We start from the raw sequence: 12,879 nt of genomic DNA on the forward strand, positions 1-12,879 counted from the left end.
AAACCTACAGAACCTGGCTCCAAATCGCTTGACATCAATAGGAGCATCAAATCTCGGACCCACAGTTCAGGCAGGCACGATGACGGTGAGATCGTTGCCTTTCCGCTCCACCCGCATACGGGCGCGCCGCGCGATCGTCGCGACGCCACCGGCGTCATCGGGTTCGGCCCTGGAAGCCGCGAGGATTCGGGCGAGTCTGCCTTTGTGCGCCTTGTTGAAGTGGGTGACCGCCTTGCGGGTGCCGCCGGAGTCTTCGGCGACGACGTCGACGCGCACGGCATCGGCAAGCCTGCCGAGCGAGACGTAGGAGCCGGAGCGTAGATCGACCACCAATTGGGTTTCGGCCAGCTTGGCGAGGACCGGTTCCAACAGTGGTCGCCATTGTGCGGCGAGCGCCGGTCGTCCCGGCAGCTTCGAGGTCGCCGACAGCCGGTATGCGGGAATCGGGTCGTCCGCGCGCAACAGCCCGAAGAGGGCGGAGCCGATGACCAAGCGGTCTCCGGCGCGAGCCGCTGCGGTTCCGCGCAGCGACCCGATGTCCAGCGCGTCGTACAGCACCCCGGTGTAGCGACGGATCGCCGGCAGGGTCGCCGCGGTATGGAGCTCGGCGTTCCGATCGATCTCGGCATCCTGCGATGCCGACAGCCCGAGCGCCTTTCGACACGCTGTGCGGTCGCGCGCCAGTTCCACGAGGTCATCGACCAACGCGGTCCGCACAGGCGTCAACTCGGAACAGCTCAGCGATTCCAGTCGCAGCACTGGTCCGTCGCCGCCGGCTCGCTTGGTCTCCGACGGCGGCAGTAGGACGATCACGCCGCAGAGGTTATCTGGGCGAGCGCCGGGGTCAGGCCGGCGGCATACCTGGTGCCGGCGGTGCGCCGGGCGCGGGAGGTGGCGGCGGCGTCCCCGGAGGCGGCGGCGGAGGAGGAGCGAACGGGTCGCCCGGCGGTGGCGGCGGCGGGGCCATCTCCGGCGCCGGTGGCGGTGGCGGCGGTGCGAACGGATCCGCGGGTGGCGGTGGCGGCGGTGGCGCCATCCCGGGTGGCGCCGGATGTTCTGCTCCCACCAGCACCACGGGGGCCGGCGGCGCGTCGGGAGCCACAGGCTGTTCGGGCGGCATGGGCAGGAACATGTGCTTGGTGAACTGCTTCTGGTATGCGCCTCCACCACCGATCTTCACCCCGCCACCTTCACCAGCGGAGACGGGAGTGCCATCGGGCAGTGTCACTGCGGTGTGTCCGCTGTTCCAGCCGACCACCAGTGCGCCTGGCTGCGCGCCGTACTGAAACCCACGTGCGAGCAGCGCGTTCTCGATGTTCCCGGTGTGGAACCGGTCGCCGTAGATCGGTCGTCCTGTTGCCGCGTTCGTGACCCAAGAGACCAGCCCCGAGCAGTCCGTACCGGCGGGAGAGTCCCCGCCAGTGACGTACGGCGTGCCCGACACCTGGTTCACAAGCGTCAGCAGCGTCGCGATAGCAAACATGCGGCCGGACGTTAACAGAGGAATTTGCCGGGCTGCAAAATCTGTGATGTCCTTCACAAACCACAATGTGTATTGCGCAGTTCACGAATGGCATTGAGTTCAACAGTATTTCGACTTCACATAGCAAAATCGAATACCAGCATCCAATCAGCAGCTCCTTCAAGCCAATTGCATTAGTCCCTGGTTCAGGAGAAATGAAAGTCGTTTTATACCCGATGAATTCGATACCGGAGCAGTATCGGATCAGCCGTACGCGAGCAGAAGAGGCACCATCTGCTCAGCGAACGTCAGCGACCCGTGATGTCCGATCAGCGAGGACTCCATCGGTTCGACATCACGCCGAACCATCGCGGCCGAACCTCGCGCGGCGGCCACCACGTCGCCGATGCGCGGCCTGACCGCATCGCTGACCCGTTCACCGAACCAACCAGCCTCGATCGCCTGGTCCCGAGACACCACCCAGGCTCGATCCGCCAACGTCTCCTGCCAGGTCGCGAGCACGTCGGCCAGCGCACCGTCGTCGACGTAGACGTGCCGGGCCCGCGGCTCACCGCCCACGGCCTCTACACCGTTGATCAGCGCTTTATGGTTATCGATGTCGACGATGTCGTCGGGGTCGACGCTGACCATGCCGTGATCCGCCACGACGGCGAGCAACCCGCCTGGCGGCATCTCCTCGAGAATCGACTCCACCAGCCGGTCGACGTGGCGTAACTGCATCCGCCACGCTGGTGAGCCAGGCCCGTACAGGTGGCCCAGCAGGTCGAGCTCGCTGTGATAGGCATAGCAGAATCCATTGGTGGACAGAGTTTTTCGCACCTTCGATGCGAGGTCGCCGAGAGCATGCACGCCGACGTACTGTCCGCCGCGCAGCGCCGCACGAGTGAGACCCGAATTGGTGAACTGCGCGCCGGAGATGATGTTGACCGCGACACCGGCGGACGTCGCTCTCTCGAACACCGTCGGGTGCGGTTGCACGTCCTCCGGTGGCACGTCACCACGAAGGTCGTCCCCCCACGGGTGCGGTCTCCAACGCAGCGGGTTGATGAGCCCCACATCGGGCAGCCGGAAGGAGTAGCCGACCAGGCCGTGCTCGCCGGAGCGGCAGCCGGTGCCCAAAGTCGTCAGCCCGGCCACCGTCGTCGACGGAAACCCAACCTGCAGCGTCTGCCCTCGCAGCCCCGCCAACACGGGGGCGTCGGCCACATGGGCGTCGAGCAGTTCAGCACCGAGACCGTCGATCAGCAGCACACACGCGCCCGCGATGCCGTCGCGCAGCGGGAGCCGGCGGTCGAACCCCTCACTTCCCATCGCGGCGAGGACGGACGGCACCACGTCGGCCAGGTGAGGGACGTCGGGATCGGGCTGCGGCAGGTCCACGAGCCGAGCCTGCCACAGCCTGCCCGCCAGGGTCTTTGACTAGGCAATCGGCTGCCTTTACCCGGCCTTGACCGTCTGTTGAATCGCCGTACTGACGATGCTCAGGTGATTACGCTTCAACAGGTGGAGCTGGGGGTCCTGGGTCCTCTCCAGGTCCGGCAGTACGGCCTGCCGGTGACCATCCCGGGCGCGAAGCCTCGCGCCGTCCTCACGATGCTCGGATTGCACGGCGGCACGGTCGTGTCCGCAGACGTGCTCCTCGAGTTGCTGTGGGGCGACGAGCCGCCCCGCACCGCCGCGAAGGCCCTGCAGACTCATATCTCTTCACTTCGGCGTGCCCTGGGCGACGGGTTCATCGTCACGGAGGGCGCCGGTTGGACGCTGTGCACGGCGGAGGTCGATGCCACCCGGTACAAGGCGGCGATCAGGAAAGGGCGCGACGCCATCGCCGCCGGAGATGCCGGCCAAGCTGTCGCGCATTTTGACAAGGCGTTGGCGCTCTGGCGCGGCGTTCCCGAACTGCCCGACGGCCCACGTGGAGCGTCCGAGAAGACACGCTGGCTCGAAGGCCACGCCTCGCTGGTGGAGGATCGCGCCGACGCGGTGCTTGCGACGGGGCGGGCCGCCGAGATCATCGGTGAGCTCGAAGCGGCCGTCGCCGAAGCGCCGCTGCGCGAAAGGCGCTGGGGTCAGTTGATGCTCGCCCTTTACCGAGCGGGCAGGCAGGGTGAAGCGCTCGGCGCCTATCAGAGGGCTCGATCGCTGTTGGCCGACGAACTCGGGGTCGATCCCGGCCCGGATCTTCGCCGCTTGGAAGCCGCGATCGTCGCGCAGGACAGCGCACTGGAAGTTCCTGTGGCACCGCAGCTTTCAGTGACACGTGCGGTGACCTTCCTGCTCACCGACATCGAGGGGTCGACGGCGGCGTGGGAGGCTGACGCGGAGGCGATGGCGGTCGCGTTGGCGCGGCACGACGAGATCGTCGAGCAGGTCGTCACCTCCCGCGGAGGGCGGCTGATCAAGACCCGCGGCGAAGGAGATGCGACGTTCTCGGTCTTCGACCGGCCTTCCGGGGCCGCGATGGCTGCTGTCGATCTGCAGGAAGCGATTCGCCTGGAGCCCTGGAATCTCGCGCAGCCCATGCGTGTTCGCGTCGCGCTGCACACCGGCGAGGTCGAGCTTCGCGACGGCGACTACTTCGGTCGAGCGGTCAACCGCGCCGCCCGGCTGCGTTCCCTTGCGACCGGCGACCAGATCCTGTGTTCGGGGGCCACCGCCGAACTGGTCATCGACTCGCTCCCCGAGGACGTTGTGCTGGCCGATCTCGGGACGCGCCAGCTGCGCAACCTCGCGCGCCCGGAGCACGTGTTCGAACTTCGTCTGCAGGCCGACGAATCTCCCTCGGTGACATCCGAAGAGCCCTTCGAACGCCCAGCGCTGCCTGCCGTACTGGCCGGCCGCGGCCCGTTCGTCGGGCGTGGTCACGAGCTCGGTCGACTTCTGAGCTCATGGCAGGTGACGCTCGCCGCAGGCACGCGCGCCGTGCTGATCGCCGGAGAACCGGGTGTCGGCAAGACGCGACTCGCCGGCGAGTGGTCACGCCAGGCCTACGAGCAGGGCGCCGTCGTGCTCTACGGCCGGTGCGACGAGGATCTGGGTGCGCCGTACCAGCCGTTCGCCGAAGCGCTTCGGTCGCTGGTTCCGTCCCTCGGCACCGACCGCTTGCGCGGGCTACGCGGCGTCGAGGCTCTGCTTCCGCTGGTTCCGCGGCTCACCGATGCGTTGCCCGATTTGGCGGCGCCGCACCACGCCGACCCGGACACCGAACGCTATGCGCTCTTCGACGCAGTGGTCGGGCTGCTGGGAATCGCCTCCGCCGCCGCGCCCATCGTCGTGGTCCTCGACGATCTGCACTGGGCCGCCAAACCGACCCTGCTGCTGATGCGCCATCTGCTGCGGTTCGGCGAGCACGCTCGTGTCCAGATTGTCGGCACGTACCGCAGCACCGACCTCGACCGCTCCCATCCACTGGCCGCGATGCTCGCCGACCTTCACCGTGACGGCTCCGCCGATCGCCTCGCGCTCGGGGGACTCGACGAAGACGAGGTCACCGAATATGTCGTCGAGGCCGGCTACGACGAGGAGCTAGCCCAGGCATTGGCGTCGGTCACAGGCGGAAACCCGTTCTTCCTCATCGAGGCACTACGTCACGTCGACGAGAGCGGCGGCCATTGGGATCCCAGCACCTTGCCGCAAGGTGTCCGGGAGGCTGTGAGTCGCAGGCTTTCTCGTCTTCAGTCCGAGACCAACAAGGCACTGGCCGCGGCCGCGGTCGTGGGCAGCAGATTCGCCATCGACCTCGTCGAGCGGGTGATGGATCAGGACCTCGTCGACGCGTTCGACGAAGCGTGCAAAGCCGGCATCGTCATCGAAGAGCAGGGCGGCCGCTACCGGTTCAACCATGCCCTCGTGCGGCAGGGTTTGCTCGCCGAGCTTCCGTCGGTGCGGCGCATGCGGCTGCATCAGCACATCGCCGCAACGCTCGAGGCCGAACCCGGCGCCGACGAGGACCTCCTTGACGAACTCGCCTATCACTACTTCGAATGCGCGTGGGCGGGCAATGCGGCCAAGGCTGTCCACTACTGCCGACGGGCAGCGGACCAGGCGATGGCGCGGCTGGCTTACGAAAGCGCCGCCGATCATTACGACAGAGCATTACACGCACTCGATGAGCTCGACGACGAGCTGCCCGACCGCGACGATTTGCAAGCCGAACTGCTCATTGCTCGCTGTGAAGCACTGCTCGCCGCCGGTGATGTGGTGTCGGCGAAGGGGGCAGTCGCCCAACTGCAGCAGGCCGCAGGCGATTCCGCGCGGCTGGCGGCGTGGGGGACCAGCTTCGATGGTCAGGTCTCGATGCTGACCGACCCGGAGCGTCTGGACGAGATCGAATCGGCAGTCGCCTTGGCCGCCGAAACGCTGGCCGGACTGGACGACGCCGCCGGCGAGGCGAACGCTCACACGGTACGGGCCGGATGCCTAGCTCGCCTAGGGCGAGTTGCCGACTGCGAATCCGCGTTGGACCAGGCTCTCACGGCAGCGCGACGCTCGGGCGAGCACCGGCGGGTCAACGCGGTGCTGGCCGGTGCTCCATTGGCCGCGCTCTGGGGCCCCAATCCGGTTCCGCGCGCGGGCGGGCGGTGTCTGGACGTGGTTCGGCTGCTGCGGATCACGACGGGTTCGCCGGTCGTGGAGGCGACGTCGACCAGGTGCCAGGGGGTGCTGGACGCGTTTCGCGGACGCGCTGCGGCGGGCCGTCACCTGATCGAGTCGGCACGACGGACGCTGACCGAACTCGGTATGCGACACGCATTGTTGGAAGTTGACCAGTTCGCGGGCATCGTCGAACTGGTCACCGACGACCCCGCGGCAGCCGAGCCGTATCTGCGCCGGGCCTACGACGGCTTTCGGCGGATGCGCCTCGATGCCGACACGGCCGAGAGCGCCGCGTTGCTGGCCCGCGCATGCCTCGCACTGGACAGAGCCGCCGAAGCCGACGAACTATGCACGGAGAGTGAACGTCTCGCCGGCCACGCGCTGAAGCCGTCGATCGCCTGGCGCAGTGTGCGAGCACAGTTGCTGGCGCACAGCGGTGCCCACGACGAGGCACGCCGGGTGGCCGAGGAAGCGGTCGCGTTGGCCGGCCGCACCGATGCTCTTGTCGATCACGGCGACGCGTGCCTGGCGCTGGCGACAGTACTGGGAGCGGCCGGCGATGTCTCGGGGGCACGAGCGGCCGCACAGGAAGCGCTGGAGCTATATGAACGCAAAGGCGCCGCGGCACTTGCGGAGAAGGCCCGGACCGCCTTCGGCGCGCAACCTCCGACAGCACCGACTTCTGCGGACACCACGACCGTCGCGCTAGACAACGCCTGCGTGCGTGCGCTTGCCCGGCTGGATGCCGCGATCGCTGAGGGAGCCTGGGACGAAGTCGACCGGCTGGTGTCACAAGGCATCTCCATTGAGAGCCGACGGAAGATCGTCGGCTTTCCCCGTGTCGAACTACGGTCCGTCCCTCAGCGCGAAACCAGTCGCTACCGCGAACTGTTACCGCGCCGACACCGTCGCGTGATTGTTGCCACGCGAGGTGACCGCGTCGCACTGACCCGAGTAGAGCTGCGCACTTCCGACCAGACCCCAGGGGCACCGCGGGACGAGATGCTCCAACTGTTCGCCGTCGATGAAGTGGGCCGCATAGCGCTGTCCGTGTGGTTCGACACCGACGACATGGACGCTGCTGTCGCCGAACTCGACGTTTTGCACACCCGGTTCCAGGCGACAGAACGGCAAGTACCGCTCGAGAACACCGCGACTCGCGTCGATGATCGGTTGATCGGTCTCTATGTCGACAATCGCCTGGACGAGGCCGGTGCACTGTTCGCGGAGAACATGCAGCTCGACGACCGGCGGCAGGGTCTTCGCAGCGTGACCAGCGGCCGCGAAACGATGGTCGAAGATGTTCGCGCGATCGCAGCCTTAGGCGCCAACATCACCAAGACGACGATCGCACTGCGAGGCGATCGTCTCTGCCTCAGCCACATGCGTTTTGAAAAGCCCGCCGCAGGAAGCGCCCCCTTCTGGGCCGAAGCACTCGAGATCACCGAAGTCGGCGCTGACGCGTTGATCGTCGCCAAGATCGACTTGGCGCCCGACGATCTCGATGCTGCCTTCGCCGAACTCGACACTCGATACGCCGCAGGCGAAGCGGCCGAGCATTCAGGCACGTGGTCGACGATCGCGGCTATGTTCGTCGCGCACAATCGGCGCCAACTGCCGTCGATGACAACGGATGTGATCAGCGCCGGGTGGGATTTCGACGAGGGCATCAACGTCTACGTCGAGTCAGTGCATCGAATCAACGAACTCGGCGCCGTTGTCACCTGGACAGCACATGGAACGTCGCACATCGGGTTCAACGCGGAGTGGCGGGGTGTCGACCTGGTGACGGTCGACGGCGGCCTCGTCAGCCGTGCCGAAGTGTTCGACGAGGCAGATCTCGACGCCGCGCTTGCGCGCTTCGACGAACTCAGCCGACCGCCGCAGGTCGTGGAGAACACGGCGGCCCGGGTGCTTGAACGACTATTCGAGTCGTTCGCAGACCGGGACTGGGTCGCCATGGCAAGCCTGTTTGCCGACGACTTCCACGGGCACGACCGTCGATCGGTCGTGAAACTCGATATTCGTGAGCCGGACGCTCTCATCGAAAGTCACCGTGTGGGACTTGAGTTCGGGATCAGTGCGGCGTCGCCAACCACGATAGCGATCCGCGGAGAGCACCTGGCTCTGGCGCACGTCCACTACGGGGTAAGCGACGAACAGCCGGGCGCATTTGAGGTCCATGTTCTGCATTTGGTGGAGGTCGATTCCGATGAGCGGATCGCCGCAATTGTGGCGTTCGATGTCGACGACATCGATGCCGCCATCGCCGAGCTGAATGAAAGGTACGCCGTCGGGAGGCGGCACCGTACGCCGAGACGTGGTCAGTCCTCACACAGGCTTACGAGGCACTCAACCGGCACGAACTCCCGCCCGCAACACCGGGTTGGGCGGACCAAGATCGTCGTCGGATCGCGACGATTCAGTCGGGCGCCATGGCAACATACCTCCGGGACTCCTGGGCTGCCATGTCGCACGGCCGCATGTACATCAAGCGGGTCCATCGGATGACCCAAAACGGAGCGGTCCTGACTCACGCCGGGTACGGAACGACCACCGAAGGCTTCGACGCGGAGTGGCAGGTCATCATCGTTGTCACAATCGACGGGCAGTTGATCGACCGTTGCGAGCTATTCGATGCCGATGACCTCGACGCCGCGCTGGCTCGCTTCGATGAACTCAGTCGACCGGTACCGCGACTGGAGAATGCGGCCTGCCGCGTGGGTGACCGCTTGCTTGCCGCCTACGCAACACGCGACTGGGCCATAGTGGCGGACAAAGTCGCCGACAACTTTCACGGCGACGACCGCCGTCGGGTGGTGAACGCCGGCCTTCATGGCCGGGACGCCTTCGTTGAAGCTCTACGTGCGACCGTCGAACTCGGCGGCCCACAAGCGATATCAGACCCCGTCGCGATCCGAGAAGAACGCCTCGTCCTCACTCGTGTCCGATACGTGCTCGGTGATGACGATCCCGATGCGTTCCGCGTCGATCTTCTGCAGATCGTGGAAATCGACGCCGACGACCGGATCGTAACGGTTGTCACGTTCGACCCGGACGACATCGACGCCGCGTTCGAGGAACTCGACGCGCGTTACCTCGCCGGCGAAGCGGCCCCCCACGCCCGGACGTGGTCAGTGATCGTCAGCGCCTACACCGCCTTCAACCGGCGAGAGATCGCCGCGACGACACCAGAATGGGAAAACGTCGACCATCGTCGCGGAGCGGCCTTCGCCCCCGGCGAGATGGCGGCGTACCTCCAAGCCGCATGGGACGATTCGCCCGACACCAAGATCTACATAGCGGACGTACATCGACTCAGCGATGTCGGAGCGGTTGTCACACATGTCGCGCACGGGCTCTCGCGAGAAGGCTTCGACGCCGAGTGGCGCGACGTTCATCTTGTCAAAGTCGACGGTGATACGGTCAGCCGCTGCGAACTCTTCGATGAGGCCGACATCGACGCCGCGCTCGCGACATTCGACGAACTCGAGCGTTCGGCATCCCTGCCGGAATACGCGGCACACCAGGTGTACGAGCGCTTCAGGGAATGTTTCGCGGCCCGCGACTGGGACGCCATGCGCCAGCTCTTCACTGACAACTTTCTCCTTGACGATCGGCGGCGGACCGTGAACGCCGGTGTACGCCACGGTCCGCACGCCGAGATCGAAGACTTGCAGGCGGCCGCCGAAGTCGGGTTCACCGACATGGCCATGGCCACGATTGCGACCCGCGGTCCACGCCTGGCCCTCGCGCGCGTCCATTGGTCGCGCCAGGACGACCACTCCGAGGCGTTTCACAACGAGTGGCTGGGCGTTTTGGAGATCGATACAGACGAGAGACTCCACGCGCTCGTCATGTTCGATCTCACCGACATCGAGGCAGCCGTTGCTGAACTCGACGCACGTTACCTCGCCGGCGAAGCCGCCGCGCACGCCCGGACGTGGTCGGTGATCGCGGATGCCTACGCCGCATTCAACAGGCACGAGCTGCCCGCAACCACACCTGACTGGGTGAATATCGATCACCGGCGGATGACCTCAATCGCGCCGGGTGAACTGTTCGCATATGTCCAAACCTCGTGGGAGCTCGCACCGAACATCTCCAATCACATTGAAGTTGTGCACCGACTGAACGATCAGGGAGCAGTCCTTACGCGAGTCGCAACGGGAACGTCTCAGGGCGGCTTCAACGCCGAGTGGCGCCTCATTTGTCTTGTCATGTTCGACGGCGAGTTGCTCAGTCGGGTGGAGCTGTTCGATGAGACAGACCTGGACGCGGCGCTCGCGAGATTCGACGAGCTCACCAGAAGGGCATCGCAGCTCGAGAACAAAGCGATCCACAGCCGGCTCTTGGTCGCCGCCGCGTTGAACCGCCGCGACTTCGATGGGGTGATCGCACTCGGCACGGCTGACGGACACTATGAGGATCGGCGTAAGGGTCTGCGTCACGAGGCTCGGGGAACCGAATTGCACAGGGTGACATACGGGTTGAACAAGGTTCCGGCAGGCTGGATACTCGAGGTCGTCCCCCTTGCGACAAGAGGATCGCGCTTAGCGCTGACCCGCGACATTTTCCGCGATACCACGGAGCCCGACCAGCCGATCACGGCCGAGCATCTGACGCTCACCGAAGTTGATGACGGCGGCTTGGTCAGCCGTTCGCTGCTTTTCGATGCCGATGACGTCGACGCGGCATTCGCCGAACTCGAGATCCGCTACCTCGCAGGCGAAGCGGGGGAGTATGCGTCGACATGGTCGGTGATCGTGAGCTCATTCAACGCGGTCACCAACCGTGAGCTACCCCGAGTGACCCAGGACTGGGTGAACATCGATCACCGGCATGGAAGCGCATTCGCGCCAGGGGATCTGATCGCTTTCCTCGGCGCATCGTGGGACGACACCTCCGACATCTGCATCTACATCGAAGCCGTGCACCGCCTCACCGAGGCCGGGGCGGTGATGACCCACGTAACGCGGGGTACCTCACGCATAGGTTTCGAGGCGGAATGGCGGGATGTCAGCCTGCAGACGGTCGACGACGGAATGATCAGCCGCTGCGAACTCTTCGACGTCGCCGACATCGACACAGCGCTCGTGCGACTCGATGAACTCAGCCGGCGCACGACGCCGCTCGTGAACGCCGCCACGCTCGCCTGGACACGGATCGTCGAGGCAACCAACCGCCGCGACGTCGACGGCTTCCTTGCGGTCGCGGCCGCCGACAACCGTTACGAGGATCGGCGAAAAGGTCTACGTGACGAAGGAACAGCTCAGCCGGAAGTGGTGCGCGCGCTGTTCGAGATCACGAAGGGAATGCGGCTGGAAACCGCGCCGCTTGCCATAAGGGGAGCTCGGCTCTCACTGACCCGAGACACATACCGCGATGCCACGGCAACGGATCAACCGATTACCGGCGAGCACCTCACGCTGACTGAAGTTGACGATGACAACCTCGTGCGTACCTCGATACGTTTCGATCCTGACGACATCGACGCGGCCGTCAGGGAACTCGACGCGCGTTACGTGGCGGGCGAGGCGGCCGCCTATTCGGACACCTGGTCAAAAGTCACTGACGCTTACGCCGCACTCAACCGGCACGAACTACCCCTCACCACACCGGATTGGGTCAATCTCGATCACCGCGGTGCGACGGCATTCGCATCCGGTGACCTGGGCCCATACATCCGTGCCGGGTGGGATCTCGGCGAGGAGTTCAAAGTCGACATCGAGGCCGTCCATCGCCTGACCCACCTCGGGGCCGTTGTCACCACGGCGGCTCGGGGGATCTCGGGAACCGGGTTCGACGCAGAGTGGCGGCAGGTGGTCCTGCTGACTTTCGAAGGTAGCCGCATCAACCGACTCGAGGTGTTCGAAGAGCCAGACATCGACGCCGCGCTGGCACGGTTAAATGAGCTCAGTCGGCCCTCGGAACCAGCGGGCAACGCTGCCAGCAAGATGTTCGAGCGGATCTGGATGCACTGCGCCGCACGCGAGTGGGACGCGATGGCAGAGTTACTCGCCGTTGACATATTCGCCGACGACCGCCGGCGTGTCATCAATGACGGGTTCCGACGGGGTAGGGAAGCCTTCGTCGCGAATATGCGTGCGGTTGTCGACATCGGGACGGGTGACATCACATCGGCGGCGGCCGCTACACGTGGGCAGCGCCTCGCCGTCAACCGTGTACGCGCCCAACGGTTTCACACCGAGGTACTCCAACTCGTCGAGCTGGACGCAGACCAGCGCATCGTGACATCCACTGTCGTTTTCGATGTCGACGACACCGACAGCGCCTTCGCAGAACTCGACGCGCGCTATGTCGCCGGCGAAGCGGCGGAGCACGCCCGGACGTGGTCGGCGGTCGCAGGATCAATCACGGCCGTGAACAGTCATCGGCTACCCGACGTGACGCCCGACTGGGTGAGCATTGACCACCGGCGGGGCGCGATCGCGTTCGCACCCGGCGACCTGCAGACGTACCTCCGAACACTCTTGGATGACTCACCGCAGTTCAGGGTCCACATCACGGCCGTGCACCGCCTGAACGGCAGGGGAGCTGTCGTCACCTACACCGGATGCGCAACCTCGACACACGGCTTTGAAGTCGAGTGGCGAGAGATCGCCTTGTCGACCGTCGACGGTGACCGGATCAGTCGATGCGAACTATTCGACGAGATCGATCTCGAATCGGCCCTGGCACAATTCGACGAACTCGACGAGACGGCCTGAACCATTGACATGCAGCCGCCCGGCTGCCTATAGTCACACATGCAGCCAAATGGCTGCGTAAAGCAGGTG

At 65.5% G+C, this 12,879-nt stretch carries 5 protein-coding genes; 2 read left to right on the top strand and 3 right to left on the bottom strand.

The features are described 5' to 3' along the window. Nucleotides 1–66: 66 nt before the first annotated feature. From yaaA to MELE44368_RS00015, 3 genes are all read right to left on the bottom strand, one after another. Complete coding sequence (gene yaaA, locus MELE44368_RS00005; protein ID WP_128106593.1) at nucleotides 67–813, bottom strand: peroxide stress protein YaaA; 747 nt, start codon at nucleotides 811–813, stop codon at nucleotides 67–69. Between the two features lie 31 nt (nucleotides 814–844). Further along, a complete protein-coding gene (locus MELE44368_RS00010; protein ID WP_128106594.1) occupies nucleotides 845–1,483 on the bottom strand; it encodes an NlpC/P60 family protein in 639 nt (212 codons plus the stop codon). A gap of 243 nt (nucleotides 1,484–1,726) precedes the next feature. Next, nucleotides 1,727–2,863, bottom strand: a complete 1,137-nt coding sequence (locus MELE44368_RS00015) for an alkaline phosphatase family protein (protein ID WP_164889987.1) — start codon at nucleotides 2,861–2,863, stop codon at nucleotides 1,727–1,729. A gap of 123 nt (nucleotides 2,864–2,986) precedes the next feature. Here MELE44368_RS00015 and MELE44368_RS27585 point away from each other — a divergent pair, with 123 nt between their 5' ends. Both MELE44368_RS27585 and MELE44368_RS27590 read left to right on the top strand, forming a co-directional pair. Then, the gene (locus MELE44368_RS27585) at nucleotides 2,987–8,590 is read left to right on the top strand and encodes an ATP-binding protein (protein ID WP_441338874.1); all 5,604 of its coding nucleotides are present in this window, start codon (nucleotides 2,987–2,989) and stop codon (nucleotides 8,588–8,590) included. Then, nucleotides 8,587–12,810, top strand: a complete 4,224-nt coding sequence (locus MELE44368_RS27590; RefSeq protein ID WP_441338875.1) for a hypothetical protein — start codon at nucleotides 8,587–8,589, stop codon at nucleotides 12,808–12,810. Before MELE44368_RS27585 ends, MELE44368_RS27590 begins: the two co-directional genes overlap by 4 nt. Nucleotides 12,811–12,879 lie beyond the last annotated feature (69 nt).

The sequence above is a fragment of the Mycolicibacterium elephantis DSM 44368 genome (assembly GCF_004014805.1).
GTDB lineage: Bacteria > Actinomycetota > Actinomycetes > Mycobacteriales > Mycobacteriaceae > Mycobacterium > Mycobacterium elephantis.

Excerpts from the sequence above, each read along its gene's own strand:
- MELE44368_RS27590 (WP_441338875.1), top strand. The coding sequence starts at position 8,587 with ATGACCCAAAACGGAGCGGTCCTGACTCACGCCGGGTACGGAACGACC.
- MELE44368_RS00010 (WP_128106594.1), bottom strand. The coding sequence starts at position 1,483 with ATGTTTGCTATCGCGACGCTGCTGACGCTTGTGAACCAGGTGTCGGGC.